This window comes from Streptomyces sp. NPDC004610 (assembly GCF_040609715.1).
Taxonomy (GTDB): domain Bacteria; phylum Actinomycetota; class Actinomycetes; order Streptomycetales; family Streptomycetaceae; genus Streptomyces.
In genome coordinates, this window is sequence record NZ_JBEXLA010000003.1 from 194,029 (window position 1) to 216,891 (window position 22,863).

15 protein-coding genes and 1 pseudogene are annotated in these 22,863 nt (G+C 75.1%); 8 read left to right on the plus strand and 8 right to left on the minus strand.

All coding sequences use genetic code 11. The features are described from left to right. Window positions 1–394: 394 nt before the first annotated feature. Complete coding sequence (locus tag ABZX40_RS04975; RefSeq protein ID WP_355737365.1) at window positions 395–3,634, plus strand: amidohydrolase family protein; 3,240 nt, start codon at window positions 395–397, stop codon at window positions 3,632–3,634. Between the two features lie 80 nt (window positions 3,635–3,714). Here the strand turns inward: ABZX40_RS04975 and ABZX40_RS04980 are convergent, their stop codons facing one another. Both ABZX40_RS04980 and ABZX40_RS04985 read right to left on the minus strand, forming a co-directional pair. Continuing rightward, on the minus strand, window positions 3,715–3,918 hold the full coding sequence (locus ABZX40_RS04980) for a hypothetical protein (RefSeq protein WP_355737299.1): 204 nt from the start codon (window positions 3,916–3,918) through the stop codon (window positions 3,715–3,717). Between the two features lie 111 nt (window positions 3,919–4,029). Then, entirely contained in the window at window positions 4,030–5,229 is a 1,200-nt protein-coding gene (locus ABZX40_RS04985) for a 4-hydroxybenzoate 3-monooxygenase (protein ID WP_355737301.1), read from the minus strand. Between the two features lie 254 nt (window positions 5,230–5,483). Between ABZX40_RS04985 and ABZX40_RS04990 the strand changes: the two genes are divergently transcribed. The 5 genes from ABZX40_RS04990 to ABZX40_RS05010 all read left to right on the plus strand — a co-directional run bounded on the left by ABZX40_RS04990 (window position 5,484) and on the right by ABZX40_RS05010 (window position 13,944). Continuing rightward, window positions 5,484–7,169: an IclR family transcriptional regulator C-terminal domain-containing protein gene (locus ABZX40_RS04990; protein WP_355737304.1), complete on the plus strand. Its 1,686-nt coding sequence runs from the start codon at window positions 5,484–5,486 to the stop codon at window positions 7,167–7,169. Window positions 7,170–7,313: 144 nt separating this feature from the next. Continuing rightward, the gene (locus tag ABZX40_RS04995) at window positions 7,314–8,186 is read left to right on the plus strand and encodes a pyridoxal-phosphate dependent enzyme (protein ID WP_355737307.1); all 873 of its coding nucleotides are present in this window, start codon (window positions 7,314–7,316) and stop codon (window positions 8,184–8,186) included. A 147-nt stretch (window positions 8,187–8,333) separates the two neighbouring features. Further along, the gene (locus tag ABZX40_RS05000) at window positions 8,334–8,981 is read left to right on the plus strand and encodes an SAVMC3_10250 family protein (protein ID WP_355737310.1); all 648 of its coding nucleotides are present in this window, start codon (window positions 8,334–8,336) and stop codon (window positions 8,979–8,981) included. 78 nt (window positions 8,982–9,059) lie between these two features. Continuing rightward, complete coding sequence (locus ABZX40_RS05005; RefSeq protein WP_355737313.1) at window positions 9,060–12,638, plus strand: protein kinase; 3,579 nt, start codon at window positions 9,060–9,062, stop codon at window positions 12,636–12,638. A 31-nt stretch (window positions 12,639–12,669) separates the two neighbouring features. After that, entirely contained in the window at window positions 12,670–13,944 is a 1,275-nt protein-coding gene (locus ABZX40_RS05010) for an FHA domain-containing serine/threonine-protein kinase (protein ID WP_355737316.1), read from the plus strand. 52 nt (window positions 13,945–13,996) lie between these two features. Here the strand turns inward: ABZX40_RS05010 and ABZX40_RS05015 are convergent. Beyond that, window positions 13,997–14,654, minus strand: a pseudogene (locus tag ABZX40_RS05015) (NAD(P)-binding domain-containing protein). A gap of 80 nt (window positions 14,655–14,734) precedes the next feature. Here ABZX40_RS05015 and ABZX40_RS05020 point away from each other — a divergent pair. After that, complete coding sequence (locus ABZX40_RS05020; protein ID WP_355737319.1) at window positions 14,735–15,106, plus strand: helix-turn-helix domain-containing protein; 372 nt, start codon at window positions 14,735–14,737, stop codon at window positions 15,104–15,106. Here ABZX40_RS05020 and ABZX40_RS05025 read toward each other — a convergent pair. Continuing rightward, complete coding sequence (locus ABZX40_RS05025; protein ID WP_355737322.1) at window positions 15,098–15,703, minus strand: CGNR zinc finger domain-containing protein; 606 nt, start codon at window positions 15,701–15,703, stop codon at window positions 15,098–15,100. The genes ABZX40_RS05020 and ABZX40_RS05025 overlap by 9 nt on opposite strands. A gap of 38 nt (window positions 15,704–15,741) precedes the next feature. Here ABZX40_RS05025 and ABZX40_RS05030 point away from each other — a divergent pair, with 38 nt between their 5' ends. Continuing rightward, window positions 15,742–17,151, plus strand: a complete 1,410-nt coding sequence (locus ABZX40_RS05030) for an MFS transporter (RefSeq protein WP_355737325.1) — start codon at window positions 15,742–15,744, stop codon at window positions 17,149–17,151. Between the two features lie 15 nt (window positions 17,152–17,166). On the opposite strand, the gene ABZX40_RS05035 is transcribed toward ABZX40_RS05030, so the two are convergent. The 4 genes from ABZX40_RS05035 to ABZX40_RS05050 form a co-directional block, all read right to left on the minus strand. After that, complete coding sequence (locus tag ABZX40_RS05035; protein WP_355737328.1) at window positions 17,167–17,742, minus strand: TetR family transcriptional regulator; 576 nt, start codon at window positions 17,740–17,742, stop codon at window positions 17,167–17,169. A 388-nt stretch (window positions 17,743–18,130) separates the two neighbouring features. Further along, window positions 18,131–19,084 (minus strand): methionyl-tRNA formyltransferase, encoded by a 954-nt coding sequence (locus ABZX40_RS05040; RefSeq protein ID WP_355737330.1) that lies wholly within the window; start codon window positions 19,082–19,084, stop codon window positions 18,131–18,133. Window positions 19,085–19,200: 116 nt separating this feature from the next. Then, window positions 19,201–20,664 (minus strand): amidohydrolase, encoded by a 1,464-nt coding sequence (locus tag ABZX40_RS05045; protein WP_355737333.1) that lies wholly within the window; start codon window positions 20,662–20,664, stop codon window positions 19,201–19,203. Between the two features lie 37 nt (window positions 20,665–20,701). Next, window positions 20,702–22,600, minus strand: a complete 1,899-nt coding sequence (locus tag ABZX40_RS05050) for a glycoside hydrolase family 15 protein (RefSeq protein ID WP_355737336.1) — start codon at window positions 22,598–22,600, stop codon at window positions 20,702–20,704. Window positions 22,601–22,863 lie beyond the last annotated feature (263 nt).

The following is a 22,863-nucleotide window of genomic DNA, read 5'->3' on the forward strand; positions in this document are numbered from 1 at the left end:
AATCGGGGAGCGGCGAAGTCAGGGGGACCCCCTGACCGTATTTCGGTCGTGGGCGGGTGCAACCGCCCCGAGGTGATGCGGCCGTGAATGGCCGTGGAACGACGTCCCTCCACCCCCTGCTGCCGCCCGCCCTGCGGCTCGCCCGACCCCAAGGCCCCCGAAGCCCGCGCAGGCCCCCCGGAACCCCCGCAGGCCCCCGAACATCGGCCGAGAACCACCACCCCTCCACCCGTGACCGCCCCCACCCCCGTACGTTTCCCCCAGTGGCTCTTCTCCGGCACCTCGACCCCGTGCATCAGGAGCACTCTTGGACTTCGCAGCCCGCTCGGACATCAGCCCGTCCACCGGCCCCGACCCGCTCGCCCAACCGGCGGCCCACCCGCTCGCCCAACCGGTGGCCCACCCACTCGCCCATTCGCTCGCCCATCCGCTCGTCCCGTGGTCCCTCTCCCGCCGTAGATTCCTCCAGGTCACCGCCGCCGCCACCGCACTGGCCGGCGCGGGCGGCCCCGTCGCCCTCGGCACCCCGGCGTCGGCCGCCGAACCAACCGCCCCCACCACCCTCACCTTCACCCGCGCCACCGGTGGCTCCGCCACCCTCGCGCCCGCCGGGGACCGGCTGATCGCCGAGATCCAGAGCGTGCTGTGGTCGGTGCCCCGCGCGGGCGGCACCGCCGTACCGCTCACCCCGGCCGGGCTCGAACCGACCCGCCCGCAGTTCGCGCCCGACGGCGAGACCCTCGTCGTCTGCGCCTACCACGGCGGCGGATACCACCTGTGGACCCTGCGCCCCGACGGCTCTGAGCTGCGCCGGCTCACCGACGGCCCCCACGACGACCGCGGGCCCGCCTGGTCGCCGGACGGCACCCGTATCGCGTTCGCCTCCGAGCGCGGCGGCGACCCGGTCACCGGCTCCCCGTACCGCGTCTGGACCGTCGATGTGCGCACCGGGGTGCTGACCCGGCTCACCGGGCGGCCCGGTCAGGACGGCCCGGCGCAGGGCGGCGAGTGGGAGGACTACGACCCCACCTGGTCGCCCGACGGCTCCCGCGTGCTGTTCGTCCGCGCCGCCGTCACCGCGACCGGCGCCCTGCGCGCCGACACCGTCGCCGCCGTGGCCGCCGACGGCTCCGGACCGGTCACCGCCGAGCACCTCGACGGCTCCGGCGCCCAGCTGATGACCCCCGCCGTCTCACCCGCCGGACGCCTGGCCTATCTGCGGACCACCGCCGCGCCCACCGCGTCCTGCGCCCTGGTGGTGGACGGCCGCCCGGTCGCCGTCGACGGCGACGTACTGCCCGCCCCGCCCCGCTGGAGCGACGGCGAGCGGCTGCTGCTCACCGTCGACGGCCGGTTCCGCCTGATCGACCCGGACACGCCCGGCGACCGGCCGGAGGACATCGCGTTCACCGCCCCGCTCCCGGTCGAGAGGCCCCGCTACCGGACCAAGAGGTACGACTTCGAGGGCACCGGCGTCCGCCCGGTGCGGGCGCTGCATCTGCCCGCGCTCTCGCCGGACGGCCGGTCGGTCGCGTTCGCCGCGCTCAACGCGCTGTGGACCACCGGGACCGAGGGCGGCCGGGCATCCCAGGGCGTCAGTAGCAGCAACAAGGTCCGCAAGGTCCTTCAGGTTCCCGCCACCCGCTATGTGCTGGCGCCGGTCTGGACGCCCGACGGCAAGGGGCTGGTCTTCGCCGACGACCGCGACGGACTGTTCGCCGTACGCCGCCGCGATCTCGCCACCGGCGACGAGACCGTACTGGCCGCGGGCGGCCGGGTCTTTCCCGCCCTCGCGCCGGACGGCACCCGGCTGGCCTGCCTCGACATGGCCGGCAACCTGGTCGTCCGCGAGCTGCCCGACGGCGCCGAACGCGTCCTCGCCGGCCCGCTCGGCACCGGCGGTCTCCCCGGGCGGCCGAGCTGGTCCCCGGACGGCCGGTACGTGGCCCTCTGCGACCGCAACCGGCTCAACCGGCGCTTCCGCGAGGGCTACAACCTCATCCGGGTCGTCGACACCACCGACGGCACCGCCACCCTGCACGCCCTCGCCCCGCACACCTCCCTCTCCGACCGCTACGACTCCGGGCCGGTGTGGTCGCCGGACGGCCGCTGGATGGCCGTGATCGCCGAGTCCGCGCTGTGGCTGCTCCCGGTCCGCGCCGACGGCACCCCGGACGGCGAGCCGCGCCGCCTCACCTCCGAGGCCGCCGACCACCCCTCCTGGTCCGCCGACGGCCGCAGCCTGCTCTATCTCTCCGCGGCCCGGCTGCGCCTGCTCGACCTCGGCACCGGCAAGGCCCGTACCGTCCGGGTCCCGCTCGACTACCGCCGCCCCCGCCCCGCCGACACCGTCGTCCACGCGGGCCGCTTCTGGGACGGCACCGGGGACGAGGTCCGCGAGGACGTCGATGTGGTGATCCGGGGCGGCCGGATCGCCGAGATCGCCCCGCACCGGGCCGACCGCGCCGCCGACCACCGGGTCGACGCGAGCGCCCGGACCGTGATCCCGGGACTGTGGGACGCCCACACCCACCCCTGGCAGTCCACCTACGGCGGCCGTCAGACCGCCCTCCAGATCGCGTACGGCATCACCACCGCCGTCTCCCTGGGCGGCTTCGCCTATGAACAGGCCCGGCTGCGCGAGGCGGTCGCCGCCGGTGCCCTCACCGGACCCCGGCTCCTCACCACCGGCGAACTCCTCGACGGGTCCCGCGTCGCCTACAGCATGGGCCGCGCCCACCGCACCCGCGAGGGCCTCCAGCGCACCCTGACCCGCGCCCAGGCCCTGGACTGGGACTTCGTCAAGACCTATGTACGGGCCCCCGGCTGGCTGATGCGGGAGGCCGCCGCCTTCGGGCACGAGAAGCTCGGGGTACGCAGCGGCAGCCATCTGTGCAGCCCCGGCGTCCAGCTGGGCCAGGATCTGACGACCCATCTCCAGGCCACCCAGCGGCTGGAGTTCGGCCATGCCACCTCGGCGGGCGGCCACGCCTACCAGGACGTCACCGAGATCTACTCCGGTACGGCCTTCCACCTGGTCGCCACCCCGTTCGCCGCCGCGCCGCTGCTCGGCGCCGACCCGGCGCTCGCGGACGATCCGCGCGTCACCGCGCTGATGCCGCCGTGGGACATCGCCCTGGTCCGGCAGCAGGCCGGGGCCCCGCCGACGCCGGACCAGCTCGCCACGCTGAGCCGCGAGACGGGGGTCTACCGGCGGGTCCTCGACGCGGGCGGCCTGGTCGCCCTCGGCACGGACCAGCCGCTCGTCGCGGTGGGCCTCAGCCTCCATCTGGGGCTGCGCGCCCTGCACCGGGCGGGGCTGTCCCCGGCCGAGGCGCTGCGCACCGCGACCCTGCTGCCCGCCCGGGTCTTCGGCGCCGACGCCGACCTGGGCAGCCTGGAGGAGGGCAAGCTCGCGGATCTGACGATCGTCGACGGCGACCCGTTCACCGACTTCACCACCCTGGTCCGGACGGTCGCCGTGCTGCGCGGCGGGACGGTCTTCGAACAGGACGATCTGGTGGCGGAGTTCAGCCGGGACGGCGACGCGGGAGCACGGGCCGCCACGGACTGGCTGGAGGTCAGCGACCTGATGCGACGGGAGGGCTGCTGCGACCCGGGGACCCTGACCTGAGGTGAGAGGGGAGTGCGGCACCCGGCGCCTCCCCTCCGGCGCCTCCGCCGGGTCATCCCCTCCACCGGGTCGTCCAACGGTCATCCGCCGTCCGCGCTCCCGGAGTTCCCCGAGTTCCCCGACTGGTTCCGGCCGCGGTTCGACTTGCGTACCAGCTCGCCCGCGCCCAGCGTCGCCGAGGCCACGCCGCGTACCCAGCGCGGGCCGCCGCGCGAGGCCCAGACGACGCACGCGCACCCGGCGACGGCGAGGACGACGAGCACGGACAGGACGAGTATCACCATGGGGTTCCCCCTTCTGGCCGGGGGCGCGGTCGGGCCCCCGGGAGCGGTCGGCGGCCATCCTCTCAGGCGCCCGGTGCCGGGCCCGGCACCGGGCGGATGGCGAGGGGACGGCTACGCGGACGCCGGGGCGGGGTCCAGCGGCAACCCCGTGTAGTTCTCGGCGAGTTCCGCGGCGGCGTGCGGTGACGACGCCACCCGGTCGAGCTGGGACAGCTGGAGCCGGGTCTCGAACGGGCTCTGCCCAGGGTCGGTGTGCAGGGTCGTCGTCATGAACCAGGAGAAGTGCTCGGCCCGCCACACCCGCCGCAGACAGGTGTCGGAGTACGCCTCCAGCAGTGCCGTCGAGCCCGTCTCCTTGAGGTGGGCGAAGGCGCGGGCCAGCACGATCACATCGGTCGCGGCCAGGTTCAGCCCCTTGGCGCCGGTCGGCGGCACTATGTGCGCCGCGTCCCCGGCCAGGAACAGCCGTCCGTGGCACATCGGCTCGGTCACCGAACTGCGCATCGGCAGCACCGACTTGCCGGTGACCGGCCCCCGCTTCAGCCGCCAGCCCGGCTCCGCGTCGATCGCGAACCGGGTGTCCAGCTCGTCCCAGATCCGCTCGTCGGGCCAGTCGGCCGGGTCGGTGCCGTTGGGCACCTGGAGGTAGAGCCGGCTGACCGTGGGGGAGCGCATGCTGGCCAGCGCGAAGCCGCGCTCGGAGTGGGCGTAGATCAGCTCGTCGTAGACCGGCGCGGCCTCGGCGAGGATGCCCAGCCAGGAGTAGGGGTAGACCCGCTCGTACGTGGTGCGGACCCGCTCGGGCAGGGCGGTGCGGGCCACTCCGTGGTAGCCGTCGCAGCCGATGACGTAGTCGCAGGTCAGGGTCTGCTCCCGGCCCTCGTGGGTGTAGCGGATCAGCGGGCGCTCGGTGTCGGCGCCCTCCACCGCGTGCACCTCGGCCTCGAACAGCAGCGGTCCGCCCTCGGTCAGATGCAGGGCGACGAGGTCCTTGACCACCTCGGTCTGCGCGTACACCCAGACCCGCCGGCCGCCGGTGAGGGCGGGGAAGTCGAGGCGGTGGGCGCGTCGGCCGAAGCGCAGTTCGATGCCGTCGTGCGGTATGCCCTCCCGCTGGAGCCGGGCCCCGGCCCCGGCCGAGATCAGTACGTCCGCCGTGGCCTGCTCCAGGATGCCGGCCCGCTGCCGTTGCTCGACATAGGCCCGGTCGCGGCGCTCCAGGACCACGCTGTCGATACCGGCGTTGTGCAGCAGACGGGCGAGCAGCAGCCCCGAGGGGCCGCCGCCGATGATCCCGACGGTGGTGTGCATGAGCGTCTCCTCGTCGTCGAACAGCGGGCCGGGCCGCCGCCGTCGCCCCGGGCGCGCGGCCCCGCCGCCCTCTCTGCTCGTCCGGCGATCTGTCCCGGTCAGCTAGTATGTTCGTCTGGTGAAAATTAGTTCACAATATTTCGGAACGAGTGTGCGCCCGGCCTCCGGCTCTGTCAACGGTCCCTGAGCCCACCGCACCCGGATCCGCCGACCGCGGCGGCCCGGACATCCCCCACGAAAGAGCCCCGAAGCCCATGACGACCAGCCGCCCCCTCCCCCCGCCCCCGGCGCCCGCGCCGGACACCGCGCCCCCGCCGGAGGCCGTCACCCCCCTCGTCCGGGGCATCGCCGTCCTGCGCCGCCTCACCGACACCGACGGCACGGCGGCCCTCGGCGACCTGGAACGCGCCACCGGCCTCGCCCGCTCCACCGTCGACCGCGTCGTCGCCACCCTCGCCCGGATGGGATACGTACGGCTGGACGGCCGCGACGTGGTGCTCGCCCCGCGGCTGATGGAACTCGGCAACGCCTATCTCGCCGCCCTGCGCCTGCCCGCCCTGCTCGCCGGACACGCCGACGCCCTCGCCGACACCCTCGACGAATCGGTGTCCCTGGCGGTGGCCGACGGCGACGGCATCCGCTTCCTCCACCAGGCCACCCGGCGCCGCGCCCTCTCCCTCAGCTTCCGCATCGGCGATCTGCTCCCCGCCGAACGCACCGCGCCCGGCCCGCTGCTCGCCACCGACTGGAGCGCCGGGGACTGGGAGCGCTGGCACCGGCGCCGCGCCGCCGACCCCGCCGACCGGGCCTTCCCCGCCGTACCGCCCCGCTCGGGCGCCCTGCCCGGCGCCGACTTCGAGGCCGCCGTCGAGCGGGCCCGCACCGACGGATGGGCGCTGGACGACCAGCTCATCGAGCCCGGCCTGGTCGCCCTGTCGGTGCCCGTGCGCGGCGCGGACGGGCGGATCGCCTGTGTGGCCAGCGTCGTCAGCCACACCAGCCGGCACAGCGCCGACTCCCTGCGCACCGCCCTGCTGCCCCGGTTGCGCACCGCCGTCGCCGCGATGGAGCGGACCCTCGCCACCGCCCCGCCCGCCGAGCCCGCCGACCGCCCGTCCGGGCTCGCCGGGTGGACCAGCGCCTCCAAGCAGGAACTCGGCCGGGAGTTCGTGGAATCGCTGGCCCGCGGCCTCACCGTCGTCACCGCCTTCGGCGAGGGCCGCCCCGAACTCACCCTCACCGCCGTCGCCGAGGCCACCGGCCTGGCCCGCGCCACCGCCCGCCGCGCCCTGATCACCCTGGACCACCTCGGCTACATCACCGCGCACGGCCGAGGCTTCCGCCTCACCCCGCGTGTCCTCGCCCTGGGCTTCCCGCCCCTGTCGAAGACCACCGTCACCCGGGTCGCCCGCCCCCATCTCGCCGCGCTCGCCCGCAGCGTCCAGGACTCCACCGCCCTCGCCGTGCTCACCGGCGACGAGGTCCAGTACACCGCCTGGGTCACCACCGGACGGATCATGGACGTCGACATCGCGGTCGGCTCCCGGCTGCCCGCCCACGCCACCGCCACCGGCCGGGTCCTGCTCGCCGCCCTGCCGCCCGGCGAACGCGCCGCCCGGCTCGGCCCGGCCGCCCACGACCCCCTCACCGCCCGCACGATCACCCGCGCGGACGATCTCGCCGCCGTCCTCGACCGCACCCGCGCCGGGGGATTCGCCCTGGTCGACGAGGAACTGGAGGAGGGCCTGCGCTCCCTGGCGGTCCCTCTGCGCGACCGGCACGGCACCGCCCTCGCCGCGATCGGCATCACCACCCACAGCAGCCGCCGCACCCCCGCCCAGTGCGTCACCGACCTCCTCCCCGCACTCCGCGAGACGGCCACCGCCATCGAGTCGGACCTGCACATCGCGGCCCGGTTCGCGAGGGTGCCGCTGCTCTGAGCCCGCCGCCGGAGCGCCTCCGGGCCGACGACCCTCCGGATATCTGTGCGTCAGTTCATCCTTGAACGCCCAACTTCCCAGTGAATCCCGGCGATTACCCCCTTTCCTCCCTTTAGCATCGGGAGCCGGATGAAGGGATCGGGAATGGGACATGAACACGGTGAGAAGTCAACGGGCGCCTGGGCACGCCGGGCGATCGACCTGCTGCTGGCCGACCGGGCCTGCGAACCACCCACACCCCTGGACCACGTCCCCCTGCGGGGACCGGACCACGTCCCCCTGCGGGGACCGGACCACGTCCCCCTGCGGGGACCGGACCACGTCCCCCTGCGGGGACCGGACCACGGCCCCCTGCGGGGGCGGCCGGACGTACGGATCCGGCTGAAGGACGAGTCCCGCCGCCCCAGCGGCAGCGCCGCGCACGGCTCCGCCCGCGATCTGCTGCTGGACGCCCTGCGCGAGGGCCGGATCGACCGGGACACCCCGCTCTTCGACGCGGCCGACGGCGGGATGGCGGTCGCGCAGGCGTACTTCGCCCGGCTGCTCGGCCTCGACTGCACCGCCGTCCTCCGGGCCCCGGCCGACCCGGCCGAGGTGCGGGCGATCGAGCGGCGCGGCGGGCACTGCCGTACGCCCGGGGCGGCCTTCGGGGCGCGGGAGTCGGCGAAGGAACTGGCCGAGCGGGCGGGCGGCCACTTCCTGGACCACCGCCACCGGCTCCCCGACGCGCTGGACTGGTCCGGCCCCTACGGGCTCGGCGCGGAGATCCTGGCCCAGACACCGGCGGCGTGGATCGTGATGCGCGACGGCGCCGTGGCGGCGGGCGTGGGGCGCTATCTGCGCGCGGGTTCGGACACCCGGCTCGCCGTGGTGGCACGGCCGGGCACCGGGGTGCGGACCGCCGCCGCGGTCGCCGACCTCACCCTCCCGCACACCGCCCAGGGACTCCGGGGCGCCCTCCAGACCCTGGACCGCACGGGCGCGGACGGCACGATCGTCGTCGTGCTCGGCGCGTGAGGGGGAGCGGGAACGGCGGGCGCACGGGCGCGGACGGCACGATCGTCGTCGTATGCGGCACATGAGGGGGAGCGGTGTGAGAGGAGAGAGCGTGCGGAAGTGCGCGCGGATCGCCCGACTGTCAGAGGGCCGCGTTAGCCTGACCGTGTGTCAGTGCGCTACTACCTCTACATCAGTGATGCCAAGGTCGACATGCTGCTCGCGCAGATCGACCCCGCCTTCGGCGGACGGCGGACCACCGAAGCGGGCATGAGTGTGAAGTTCCTGAGCTTCAGACGCAGTGTCGAGGCCGCCGTGCCCGACCGGGTGGCCCGGCTGGAGCGGGTGCTCGCCCATCTGCGCGAGCACGAGCCGATGGGCACGGCCGACCAACCCGGCCCGTACTTCAGCGACTCGCTGCCGATGCAATGGGGACCCCTGCGCGGGGGGAACGGCGCGGGTTCCGTGTACTTCGGCGGGCGCACCCCGCGCACGATCGTCGGGCTCGGCGGCGCGGGTGCCCATGTGATCGGCGGGAGCGCCCCGCAGGAGACCGTGTTCGCGCCCTCCTCCACCCCGGCGCTGATCGACGGCCTCGCCGCCACCTTCGCCGCCGACGGTGTCGAGGCGCCCACCGACCCCTCGGCGCTGGCCTGGGTGCACTCCGCCGGGCGGGTGCTGCGCGGCCCGGCGCAGTCCGTGGAGTTCGTCGCCCGGCGACTGGTCGAGGGGGCGAGCCCCTACCCGGAGGCCGACCCCCACCCCCACATGCGGGTCCTGCTGGGCAGCCCGCTCTATGTGGCCCTGACGGACTGACCGACTGACCGACTGACGAACCGGACAACCGACGTACGGACGGATCGACGCGCTGACGATTTCAGGGGTGGGGGACCCATGACGGTGACGGCCTGGCGGCCCGGTGAGGTGATCCTCGGTCTGTACGAGGTCGTGGACGCGGTGCACAGCGGTGGGATGGGGGTCGTCCACCGGGTCCGGCACCTCGGCTGGAACATCGACCTCGCGGTGAAGACCCCCCGCCCCGAACGCGTCGCCTCCGCCGAGGGCAGACGCCGGTTCGAGGCGGAGGCGGGCACCTGGGTGAACCTGGGCCTGCATCCCCACACCGTCAACTGCTCCTATGTCCGCACCATCGGCGGACTGCCCCGGGTCTTCGCCGAGTGGGTCGACGGGGGCAGCCTCGCCGACGCCGTCAAGGGCGGCACGCTCTACACGGACGGCCCGGACGCGGCCCTGCGCCGGATCCTGGACATCGCCGTGCAGATGGCGTGGGGCCTGGAGCACGCGCATGCCGCCGGGCTGGTCCACCAAGACGTCAAACCGGCCAATGTGATGCTGGAGCCCGACGGGACCGCCAAGGTCACCGACTTCGGTCTCGCCGGTACCCGCGCCACCGCCCCCGGTGAGACCGGGCGGGACCCGGCCCCCGGGGTCACCTTCGGCGGGCTGACCCGCCCCTACTGCTCCCCGGAGCAGGCCCTCGCGGCGGCCGGGCGGCGGGAGATCCGGATGACACCCGCCACCGACATGTGGTCCTGGGGGCTGACCGTCCTGGAACTCTTCAACGGCGCCCGCCCCACCCCCCACGGCCAGGCCGCCGCCGAGGCGCTGGACGTCCTCCTCACCGATGGACCGGCCGCTCCGACGGGACCCGCCGGAGCCGCCCCCCGCCGGGTGCCCGCCCCGCCCCCGCCGGTCGTGGCCCTGCTGCGGCGCTGCTTCACCCCCGACCCGGCCGGGCGCCCGGCGCCGGGCGAGGCCGCCACCGTCCTCACCGAGGTGTACGCCTCCCTCACGGGCGCCCCGTATCCGCGCCGGGCGCCGCGGGCGGTGGAGCTGCTGGCCGAGGGGCTGTCCAACCACGCGCTGTCGCTGCTCGACCTGGAGCGGGTCGAGGAGGCCGAGGAACTGTGGCGGCGGGCGGCGGCGGCCGACCCCAACCATCCGGTCGTGGTCTACAACCGCGGCCTGTTCGAGTGGCGCCGGGGCCACCGCGGCGACCTGGAGCTGATCGCCGATCTGGAGGCGGCCCGGAGCGCGGGCGGCGACCCCCGGCGGATCGACCGGTTCCTCGGACTGGTCCACCTGGAGCGCGACGACCGCGCCCAGGCCGTCGCCCTGCTGCGCGAGGCGGCCCGCGCGGACCCCGGGTCGGCGGAGACCGCCGAGGCCCTGGCCGAGGCCGAGAGCCGCCCGGACACCCGCCCGGTGATCCTCACCGGGCACGGCAGCAGCGTCACCGCCGTGGCCGTCTCCGCCGACGGGAGCCGGGTGCTCTCCGGCGACTACGACGGACGCCTGCGGATGTGGGCGGTGGACGGCGAACGGCTGCTGCGCGAACTGACCGCCGAGGGCGCCCCGGTCGCCGCGGTGGCCGTCGACGCCGGGGCCCGCACCGCTCTGGTGGCCCGGCGGGACGGCCCCCTGGAACGCTGGGACCTGACCGGCGGCGAGCGCCTGCCGCTGCCCGAGCCCCTCGCGGCACCCCCGGCCACCGCCGTAGCGCTGAGCGGTGACGGCAGGATCGGCGCCACCGGGCACGCGGAGGGCACCCTGCGCTTCTGGGACCTCGCCACCGGCGCGGTCCTCTGCCAGGGGCAGGGGCACACCTCGTCCGTCGACTCCCTGGCGCTCGGCGCCGACGGAACCCGGGCGCTGTCCGGCTCGGCGGAGCTGGCCCGGGACCTCACCGCCCGCGCCTGGGACGTCCCCCGCTGCCGGAGCCATACCGAACTGGTCCCGCCCGCCGACGGAAGCTGGAGCCCGTCCCACTTCGGCACCGCGCCCGCGCCCGACGCCCGGTACGCCCTCCAGATCTGGACCGAGGGCCCCATGGTCCTGTGGGACGCGGCAACCGGCCGGGTCCTCGCCCAGGTGCGGCACGGCCTGCGGCATGTCTCCCTGAGCGCCCTCGCCCCCGGCGGTGCCCTCGCCCTCGTCGGGGTCAGCGGCGGCGTCCGGGTCGTGGAGCCGCTCACCGGGCGCTGTCTGCACACCCTCGCCTCCCGGGACCCCGACCGCACGGACGACACCAACGGCGCCCGGTCCGCCGCCGTGAGCGCGGACGGCCGTACCGCGGTGCTCGGTCTCTACCAGGCGGTCCGGGTGCAGCCGATGCCCTCGACCGGCTACCGAGCCCCCTGGGTGTACGCCCGCCCCCGGGACGCTGGTGAACTGACCGGCCACGGCGAGCGGTTCCGCGCCCTGCTGGAACAGGCCCTGGACCTCGCCTGCCGGGGGAGCCTCGCGCGCAGCGCCGCGCTGATGCGGGACGCCGAGGCCGTCCCCGGCTTCGAGCGCCATCCCGAACTGCGCGACCTCTGGCGGTTCGTGGGCCGCAGGGGCCGCCGGACGGGGCTGCGCGGGGCCTGGCGCCAACTCGAACTCGACGGGTCGCGCACCTTCCCGACCCCGCCCACCCTGGCGCTCAGCCGCGACGGCGGCTACTTCGCCGCGGTCCGCCTCGGCGGGACCGTCATGGCCTGGGACGCCACCGACGGCCGCCAACTCGGCGCGTTCGACGGGGCCATGGGCACGGCGAGCAGCCTCCTGCTCACCGCCGACGGCGGGGCGGCCGTCCTCCACGACGACCACCACGGCAGCGCCCATCTCCTCGACCTCGTCTCCGACCGCTCCTACCCGCTGCCGAGCAGCGGCCGGGTCGGCGCGGTGGCCGTCTCGCCGTCCGGGGACCGGGTCCTCACCGGCGAGGACAGCGGCGAGGTCCGCTGGTGCGATGTCTCGCTCCACCGGGAGGAACAGCGGGTGGACGCCTCCTGGGGCACCGCCAGGGCCCATGACCGGGCCGTGGACGAGGTCGCGCTCAGCCTCGACGGCGCGTTCGCCGCGTCCCGCGCCTCCACCAGCGGGAACCCGGCCGAGCGCTTCCACCACCCGGACGAACTGTGCGTGTGGGACGTGGTGGAGGGCGAGCTGCTGTGGAAGCGCGCCGACCGGCCCCACGGCTGCCGTCTGACGTTCAGCCCCGACGGCACCACCCTGCTCAGCCACGGCATGCTCGGCCTGACCGCCTTCGACACCCGCACCGGCGCACCGCTCTACACCCTGGAGAGCGTCAACCACGACCGGCTGCTCGCGGTCACCGCCGACGGCCGCCACGGGGTGACCCCCGGCCATGACACCCTGATCGTCTTCGACCTCGCCACCGGCCGCGTCCTGCGCTCGATCCCGGACGCCGGGACGGTCACCGCGCTCACCCTCACCACCGACGGCCGGTTCGCCGTGACCGGCGACTCGGGCCACCGGGTCCGCCTCTGGGACCTGGACACCGGCCGCACCCCGCGCACCCTGACCGGACACCGCGCCCTCGTCCACCGCGTGGCCCTCAGCGACGACGGCCACCGGCTCCTCACCGCCGACCCCACGGGCCTGGTCCGCTGCTGGGAACTCAGCTGGGACTTCGACCTCCCCACCACCGTCGAAGGCCCCCGCTAGCGTGCCCCCTCCACCCCAGTCCTCCCCGTCCGTGACCCTCACCGTCCACACCGGCGGCACCTCCCCCGAGGTCCACACCTTCACCCGCCGCACGACCTGTCTGGTCGGGCGCGCGGCGGAGTGCGGCATCCGGGTCGCCCGCGCCGAGAAGAAGGTCTCCCGCCACCACTGCGTCCTCGACATCGACCCGCCTAACCTCCGCGTCCGGGACCTGGGCAGCCGCAACGGCACCCGCCTCAACGGCCGTCCGCTGGCCGACAGCGCCGGAGAGCCCGCCGACGGCGACGAGATCCGCGTCGGGGACACCGTCCTGCGGATCTCGGTCACCGACCCGGCCCCCGGCGTCGAAGCCTCCACCTGGGCCGACACCCGTCAGGACCCCGTAGGCGCCGCGCACACCCTGCTGGCCGCCGCCGAGGCGGGCCACACCGACCTCACCGCGATCCGAGGCTACGAACTGCTCCAGGAACTGGGCCGGGGCGGACAGGGCGTCGTCCATCTCGCCCGCCGCGAGGGGACCGGCGAACTCGTCGCGCTGAAGACACTGGAGGTCCCCGGCCCGGTCGGGGCGGCGGCCCGGGACGAGTTCCTGCGCGAGTTCGCCGTGACCCGCGCCCTGCGCCACCGGAACGTACTGCGTGTCCACGGGGGCGGCGCGCACGGCAGCACCTTCTACTTCGCCTGCGAGTACTGCCGCTGGGGCAGCGTCGCCGACTGGACCGTCCGCTCCGGCGGCCGGCTCCCGGTCGAGCACGCGGTGGGGATCACCCTGCACACCCTGCGCGCCCTCGCCCACGCCCACACCGCGCCCGTGCCGGTACGGCTCGCCGACGGCACCCTCACCACCGGGCGGGGGCTGGTGCACCGGGACATCAAACCGCAGAACCTGCTCCTCACCGGGGACCGGGCGCGGATGCGGGTGAAGATCGCGGACTTCGGTCTCGCCAAGGCGTTCGACACCGCCGGGCTCTCCGGCCACACCCTGACCGGGGCGCTCGGCGGCAGCCTGGCGTTCATGCCGCGCGGCCAGGCCATCGACTTCAAGTACGCCCACCCGGACGCCGATCTGTGGGCGGTGACGGCCTGTCTGTACTGGATGCTCACGGGGTCCGCGCCGCGCGACTTCCCGCCCGGCGCCGACCCGGTCGACATCGTGCTGCGCCGGCCGCCCGTGCCGGTCCGCGAGCGGCTGCCGTCCCTGCCGCGCCGGCTGGCCGATGTGATCGACACCGCGCTCGTGGACCGCCCCCGGATCACCCTGACGACCGCCACCGACCTGGGCGAGGCGATCCGCCGGGCACTGTGACCCGACGCCGTCGGGGTCCGGCCTGGGCGTCGGCCCGTTGGGGCGCGGGGCGCTACGGCCTGGATGTCCGACCGCTCGCACAGGCATGCGGAGGCGCTATCGCCTGGACGTCCACCCCCTCGCCGACCCACAGGCCGATGAACAGCGCGGCGGTCGCCTCCAGCAGTCCCGCCCGCTCCAGCCCGCCCGCCGAGACGGGCACACACCCCGTGTCCCGCACCAGTTCCCCGACCAGCCCCAGGGCCTCGGGGTCGTCCCCGCAGACCGGAACGGCCAGCGGGCGCCCGTCGAAGACCGGTGGCCGCATCCGCCACACCCCCTCGTGGCAGAGGTTGAACGCCTTCACCACCCGCGCCCCCGGCGCCGCCGACGCCAGCCGCTCCGCCGCCGACGGCCCCGCCCCCGTCAGCAGCCGGAACCCCGGCCCGACCGGATTCCGAGCAGTCCACCACCACCCTCCCCGCCAGCTCCGCCCGCAGCTCCCCCACGACACCGGCCCCCGCGCCGAACGGCAGCGCCGCCAGCACCACCTCACCGGACCCGGCCGCCGCCCGCAGCCCCGCAGGCCGCGCACCGCCCCCGAGCCGGGCCGCCAGCCGCTGCGCCCGGTCCGGATCCCGGCCGCCGACGACCACCTCATGACCCGCCCGGACCCAGTGGGCGGCGAGGGCGTGCGCCATACCGCCCGTGCCCAGAACACCGATCCTCATCGTGGAACACCTCTCCGTACGCGCTCGATCCAACGCTCCGGAAGGAGACGCTAGGCGGGCCGTCGGGCACCATGTGGTGCGTGACGAGCGACGCCCCTCTCGCCGACTGCCGTGCCCGGCTCGCCTTCGACCTGCTCGCGAACACCTGGAACGCCGTGGTGCTGTGGGCGCTCCGGGACGGTCCGCGGCGCCCGGTCGAGCTACGCGCCCGGATCGGGGGCATCAGCCCCAAGGTCCTCACCGAGACCCTGCGGCGCCTGGAGTTCAACGGCCTGGTGACCCGGCACGCCCTGGGCGGGGCACCGCCGCGCGTCGAGTACCGCCTCACCGACCTCGGACGGACCCTGCTGGCCCCCATCGGGGCGGTGGGGGAGTGGGCGTTCGAGCACGGGGACGCGGTCATGGCGGCGCAGGAGGCACGCTGCCAGGCGGGTGACGACCCGCTACGGTGAGGCCGCCTGGGCCCGCCGGTGGGCGGCGACGCGTTCGCGGGTGGCGCAGCGGCGGGAGCAGTAGCGGCGTTCCGGGCCGCTGCCGTGGGTGATGAAGACATCGGTGCAGGCCGCCGAGGCGCAGACCCGGCCGGGCAGCCGCTGGTGGTCCCAGAGCAGCACGGTCAGCGCCAGACAGGACGAGGCCAGCAGCCAGGCCCCGAAGGGCCCGTCGTCGTCCCGGTCGAGATGCGGATGCCAGGGCGTGTCCCCGCCGTGCGAGGTGAGCCGCAGCGGGCCGGTGTGCTCCCGCAGCAGCCGGTTCAGCACGGCCGCCCCCTCGTCCACGTCCCGCGCCGCGAACACCTCCCGCAGTAGCCCGGCGGCCGACCGCATCCCCTCGACATCGGCGGCCGTCAGCGCGAGGGTCTCTTCCTCGCCATGACCGCGCAGCACGGCGGCCACCGCGTCCGGGGCGGGCGGCTCGGCGGCGGGCACGCCGAGGACATTGAGCAGGGCGGCACTGCGGCGGGCCATGGCCAGTACGGAGTGCCGGGTGGACCAGTCGGCGTCACGGACGTTCTCGGCGGGGGAGGGCACCCCTCGAATGTAACGCATATTGCGAGGTTTTCCGTTACCTCCGTAACGTCTCGCGCATGAGATCGCGTTACGCCCTCGGGGGCTATCTCGCGGGCGCGGTGACCGCGAGGACCGGTGACGAGATGTCCGGCCCGGCACTGCTGCTCGCCGCGTTCGCCGTCACGGGCTCCTCGTCGCAGGCGTCGCTGCTGCTCGCGGGCAGTACCGTCGCCGCCGCCGTCGGAGGCCCCGTCCTGGGCGCCCTCCTCGACCGCGCCGCCCGCCCCGGCCGACTGCTGGGCTGCGCGCTCGCCCTGTACGGCACCGGGCTGCTGCTCGTCCTGGCCGGGCTGGGCCGGCTGCCCCTGCCCGCCGTCGTACTGATCGCCGTCGCCGCCGGGCTGCTGGGCCCGGCTCTCTCCGGCGGCTGGACCGCCCAACTCCCCCGGGTGGCCCCGGGCACCGCCCTGCCCCGGGCCAACGCCCTGGACGCGATGACCTTCGGCACGGCGGCGCTCGCGGGCCCCGCCCTCGCCGGTCTGACGGCGGAAGCGCTGAACGCGCCGACGGCGGTGGTGGTGTCGGCGACCCTGATCGCGCTGGCGGCACCGGTGGCGTGGGGGTTGCCTGCGGCGGGCGGCGGGGCGGGGTGGCTGTCCGGGGTGAGGGGCGGGGCGGAGGGGGGCCGGGGCTGGGGCTGGGGTCGGGGCCGGGGTTCGGGTCGGGGTCAGGGCTGGGGTCGGGGTCAGGGTCGGGGTCGGGGTCAGGGCTGGGGTCAGGGTCGGGATCGGGGGCAGGCGCCCGGGGTGACCGGGGGTCCGCCGCTTTGGCGGTCGCGGCCCGCGAGGCCGGGCTCCCGCCCCCCGGCCCGTGCGCAGCTGGCCGCCGACCTCGTCGCGGGCGCCCGCTGTGTGCTGCGCACCCCGGCGCTCGCCCGTGCCACGGTCGCCTCCGTCGTCTGCTGTGCCGCGCAGGGCATGCTGACGGCCTGCGTTCCCCTGCTCGGGGAGCGGGCGTTCGGCGGGGCCGGGCAGGGGGCGTTCCTGCTGGCCTGCACCGCGCTGTCCGCGCTCGCCGCCAACGCCGTCCTCGCCCGCGCGCCCCTCGCCCTCGCGCCCGACACCCTCGTGCGGGCCGCCGCCCTGGTCCAGGCCCTCGCGCTGGCCCTCGCCGCGACCGGTCACCCGGCCCTGCTGATCACCGCCGCCCTGCTGATCGGCGTCGGCGAAGGGCCGCAGCTGACGGCGCTGTTCGCGATCCGGTACAGGGAGGCGCCGGAGCGGCTGCGCGGCCAGGTCTTCACCACGGGCGCCAGCCTGAAGCTCACCGGCTTCGCCCTGGGCGCGGCGGTCGCCGGGGCGACGGCGGAGTGGTCCCTGCCCGGCACCCTGCTGCTGGCCGCCGCCGTGGCCCTGCTGGGCGCCCCCGCGTACAGCCGCCCCGGCGGGACCGGCGAGGCCATGAACGCCCGCTGTGACAGTGCCTGACGGCACCCGTCCCGCTCACTCCCGCACGATCCGCTCCACCGCCGCCGTCACCAGCCGTTCGCGCTCCGCCGGGGACAGGACGTCCGGCAGGGTGAGCTGTTCGACGATCAGCCAGTTCAGGGCGAGATAGAGCAGTTCCACGGAGGTGGCGTCGCCGGGCAGCCCGGACTCCAGGTGGTAGCTGATATTGGCGTCGAGGTCGGCACGCACCCGCTCGGTGAGGATCTTGCGCAGGGCCGGACGCCGGGTGGACTCCAGGCGCAGTTCCAGCAGCGCGAGATAGCCGCTGCGGAACCCGCTGACCCGGCCCACCAGATCCCGCATCAGCCGGGCGTAGGTCTCCCGGTCCCGGCCCGCGGCGCGCTGCTCGGCGATCGTCTCCTCGTCCGGCACCAGCCGCTCGTAGACCCGGGCACCGGCCTGGGTGAGCAACTCGTCCCGATTGGCGAAGTAGTTGGAGGCGGTGCCCGGTGGTACGCCCGCCTCGGCGTCCACCGACCGGAAGGTCAGCCCCCGGGCCCCCTCGCGGGCCAGTACTTCGATCGCGGCATCGACAAGAGCCGCGCGTCGCTGGGGATTGCTGCGCACCAAGGGGCACTCCGGAAGTCGTGCGGTCCCCGGCGCGGACGAGCGGGTACCGGTTCGGCGACCACCAGGCGGCTCTATATCACTACAGGCAGAGTACTACGCCTGTAGCTTTCCGGGCTGCCTTCCCTTCCCTCTCTTCCCCTCTGGCCTCCGCCACCGCGACCGGGCGCAACTGGCCGCCGTCCAGTACGTCTTCCAGGACGCGCGGGCCGCCTTCGACACCCACCGGCCCGTCCGGGAGCAGGTCGCCCGGACCGCCGTACGGCTGCGGGGCGCGGACGGGCGGCGTCCCGGGGGGCTCCCGCGGGCCGCCCCCGCCCCTGCCCGCGCCCCGCGCGCCCGCCGACCGGATCCGCGCCGCGCCCCGGCGTCCGGCGTCCGCCGTGCTGCTTCAGGGGCGGGAGGTGAGGTACCCGCCCATCGTGCGGAAGTAGTCGCCGGCCGCGTACTCCGTGCCGTCGTCGGTGCGCACCCGTCGTACCAGCAGGCCCGGCAGTCGGCCGGAGTACGCCTCGGCGCCCGCGACGATCACCACGCCGTCGCCCTCCCGGATGAAGATCCGGCCCGGGGTGCCGCCGTAGCGGCCCTCGGAGACCGCCGCCGAGACGATCCGCAGCCGCTGGCCCCGGTGGAAGGCGTAGGCGTTCGGGTAGGGGTCGGACTGGGCGCGGACCAGCCGCTCCAGCCGCTCGGCGGGCCAGGTCCAGTCGATCCGGCTGTCCTCGGCGGACCGCTTGTGGAAGAAGCTGGCCTTGCTGCGGTCCTGCGGCACCCAGTGCCCGGCGTCCCGGCCGGAGGCGATCAGATCGAGGGACTCGCGCACCAGCGGGCCGATCAGATCGACGGTCCGGTGGAACAGATCGGTGGCGGTGTCCGCCGGTCCGACCGGCACCGACCGCTGCACCAGGATGTCCCCGGCGTCGAGTTCGCCGTTCATCCGGTGCGCGGTCACCCCGACCCGGTCGTCCCCGTTGATCAGCGCCCAGATCAGCGGGGAGAACCCGGCGTAGGACGGCAGCAGCGAGTCATGGACGTTCAGGGTGCCGTGCGGCGGCAGGGCGAAGATCTCCTCGGGCAGATAGGTGCGCCAGTTGTTGGCGACGATGATGTCCGGGCGGGCCGCGCGCAGCGCGTCCAGCAGCTCGGGGTCGTCGGGGCGGTTGCGCAGCAGCACCGGTATGCCGTGCTTCTCGGCGAGTTCGGCGACCGAGTCGTCCCAGATCTTCTCGTAGGCGTGCTCGCTCTTGGGGTGGGTGACGACGAGGACGGTCTCGTGGTCGGAGTCCAGCAGGGCCTGGAGGGTGCGGTGACCCCAGGTCTGGTACCCGAACATGGCGACACGCATGACGTGTTCTCCCCTCCGGCGCGGCGAACGCCGGTGCGACATTCCAAGGTAAGGCTTACCTTAGCCGTATGGGAGGGGTCGGGGGGAGGCCGCCTCCCGGTCGGGGCCGCGCCGGTTCACCTCGGGCCGTGGGTGAACCGGCCGTCCGTCATCGTCGCGTGCACCGGCATCGCCCGCAGGGTCGCCGCGTCCGCCTTCAGCGGGTCCACGTCCACCACCACCAGATCCGCCGCGTCCCCCACCGCGAGCGCCGACCGCCCCCGGGCCGACGCCGTCAGCGCGTCCCGCACCGCCACCCGCTGCTCCGGATGCCAGGCCGGGCGCCCGTCGGCCGTGCGGTGCACCGCCGCCGCGATCCCGATCCACGGGTCCAGCGGCGACACCGGCGCGTCCGAGCCGAACTCCAGCCGGGCGCCCGCCGCGAGCAGATCGCCGTAGGCGAAGGCCCGTCCGGTGCGGCCCGCCCAGTGCCGGTCCGCCACGTCCCGGTCGTCCATGGCGTGCGCCGGCTGCACCCCGGCCGTCACCCCCAGCGCCGCGAACCGCGCCACATCGTCCGCCGACAGCAGTTGCGCGTGCTCGATCCGGCCCGCGCGGCCCACCTCCGCGAAGGCGTCCAGCGCCCGGGTGTTGGCCCGGTCGCCGATCGCGTGCACGGCGGGCGTGATCCCGTTCTCCGCCGCCCGCCGCATCAGCCGCACGAGTTCCTCGTACGGCGTCTCCTCCACCCCGTACGCCTCCGGGGTGCCCTCCAGCCCCGGGTAGGGGTCGCGGCACAGGGCGGTACGGGTGTTCAGGGAACCGTCCGTGAACAGTTTCAGCGGGCCGATCCGGACCAGGCCCCCGGTGCCGGGCAGGGCGTCCCCGGTGCGCAGCCCGCGCGCCAGGACCTCGTCCAGGTACGGCGGGTAGACGGCGGTGTCCACCCGCACCGCCGGGCGGCCCCGCGCCGCGCGCCGGGTCCAGTCGCCCACGTTGTCGGCGATGTGGAAGTCCACCACCCCGCACACCCCGCGCGCGGCGGCGGCCTCGCAGGCGTCGGCGACCCACCGGTCCAGCACCTCCGGGGGCGCGTCGGGCAGCGCCGACACCGCCCCGAACGCGTCCCCCTCCCGCAGCAGCCCCGTCGGATGCCCCGCCCGGCCGACGAGTGCCAGCCCCGCCGAGTTGAACCACGCGGCATGCAGATCCCCGCTGACCAGCACCACCGCCCGGTCCGGGCACACCCCGTCCAGCAGCGCCTTGTCCGGGATGTCGGGCCACAGCCCGTCCCGGAACCCGTACCCGACGACCGGGTCCGCTCCCGTCGCCGCGTACGTCCGCACCGCGTCGGCGACCTCCCGCGCGGACGCCGCCCCGGCCAGATCCAGCCGGTGCCGCACGCTCGCCCACTGCCCCAGATGCACATGCGCGTCCCACAGCCCCGGCAGCACGGTCCGCCCGTCCAGATCCCGTACGGGGCCGCCCCCGCCGGTGACGTCCGGGCCGAGCGCGGTGATCCGGCCGTCCTCGACACGCAGTCCGCCGAGCGGTCCGCCGGGGCCCAGCCGGACATGGGTGAGGGTCAGGGAACGCGTCAACGAAGGCTCCAGGGGGAGTGAGCGGTACGGGGACGGGTCAGCCGAGGGCACGGTCGAGGTTGAACGCGGCACTGATCAGGGCGAAGTGGGTGAACGCCTGCGGGAAGTTGCCCTGCTGCTCCCCGGTGTGGCTGATCTCCTCCGCGTACAGGCCGAGATGGTTGGCGTAGGTCAGCATCTTCTCGAAGGCGAGCTGGGCCTCGTCCACCCGCCCGGCCTTCACCAGCGCCTCCACGTACCAGAACGAGCAGATGGAGAACGTGCCCTCGTCGCCGCGCATGCCGTCGGGGCTGGCCACCGGGTCGTAGCGGTAGACCAGGGAGTCGGAGACCAGGTCCTGGGTGAGGGCGTCCAGGGTGGAGAGCCACTTGGGGTCGGTGGGGGCGATGAATTTGGCCAGCGGCATCATCAGCACGGACGCGTCCAGCACCTCCCCGCCCTCGTGCTGCACGAACGCCTGCCGCCGCTCCGACCAGCCGCGCTCCATGATCCGGCGGTAGATGGTGTCCCGGACCTCCTGCCAGCGGGCGTGATCGGCGGGCAGCCCGCGCTTGGTGGCCATCCGGATCGCCCGCTCGATCGCCACCCAGCACATCAGCCGGGAGTAGAGGAAGTTCTTGCGGCCACCCCGGGTCTCCCAGATGCCCTCGTCGGGCTGGTCCCAGTGCGCGCACACCCAGTCCACCAGCGCGCACACATCGTCCCACTGGTCGCTGGAGATCGGGGTGGCCCACTTGTCGTAGAGGTAGATCGAGTCGATGAGCGCCCCGTAGATGTCCAGCTGGAGCTGGTCGGCCGCCGCGTTGCCGATCCGGACCGGCGCCGAGCCGCGATGGCCCTCCAGATGGCCGAGTTCGCGCTCGGGGAGATCGGTGCGGCCGTCGATGCCGTACAGGATCTGGAGCGGGCCGGAGGTGCGGCCGTCACCGGGGGAGATGTGCCGGGTGACGAACTCCATGAACGCCCCCGCCTCCTCCGCGAAGCCCAGCCGCAGCAGCGCGTAGACGCAGAACGCCGCGTCCCGCACCCACACATAGCGGTAGTCCCAGTTGCGCTCGCCGCCGATCTGCTCGGGCAGGCTGGTGGTCGGGGCGGCCACGATGGCGCCGGTCGGGGCGTAGGTGAGCAGCTTCAGGGTGAGCGCCGAGCGGTGCACCATCTCCCGCCAGCGGCCCCGGTACTTCGACGCCGACAGCCAGCGCCGCCAGTACGCCACCGTCGTCTCGAACTGCGCCTCGGCCTCGCTGCTCGCGCAGTGCCTCGGCGGCAGCCCGGCGCCGAGCTGGTCCAGCGCGAACACCGCCGACTCGCCCTCGGCGAGCTTGAACTCGGCGCGTACGTCGACGCCGTCCTCCTCCAGCGGCACGGTGGAGGTGAGCGCCAGGGAGAGGGGCTCGCACGCGAAGACCGCGGTGCCGTCCTCGATCCGCAGGGTGTGCGGGCGGGCCCCGTAGTCGAAGCGCGGGGCGACCAGGGTGCGGAAGGCGACCGTGCCCCGTACACAGATCACCCGCCGCAGCAGCCGGTGCCGGTCGGCCTCCGCCGGTTCCCCGCCGACCGGCATGAAGTCCTGCACCTCGCCCACGCCGTCCTCGCTGAAGAAGCGGGTGATCAGGACATTGGTGTCGGGGAAGTAGAACTGCTTGGTACGGGTCGCGCCGAGCGCCGCCAGCTCGAAGCAGCCGCCCCGGTCCCGGTCCAGGATCGCGGCGAAGACGCTGGGCGCGTCGAAGGCGGGGCAGCAGTACCAGTCGATGGTGCCGTCGGTGCCGACCAGGGCGACACTGCGGAGATCTCCGATCAGGCCGTGCTCGGAGATCGGTACGTAGCGGTTGTCCGCCCCGGGCGGGGGCGTCCCGGCCGTGCCGTCCCCGGCCGCCGCGCGGGGCGTACCGGCCGTACCGTCCGGCGCCGGTCCGGTCCCTGTACCGGCCATCGCGGCCTCCCTCTCCCTCGACGGGTGACGAAGCGCCGGTCCCACGGGGCGCCCGGAGGGAACGGCTGTTCCAGCTTAGGCCCTGCCGGGCGGGACGGGCCGGTCAGAGGGGGTGTGGGGGAGGGGGGGATGGGGGCCTGGGGGGAAGGGGGGCCCGGGTGGCTGGTGACCCCGGTGAGCCCGGTGAAGTCGGTGAGGCCGGTGGGATCTGAGCCGACGAGCCTGTGGGTACCCGGCGACGGCGGTCGCGACCGCCGAGCCGG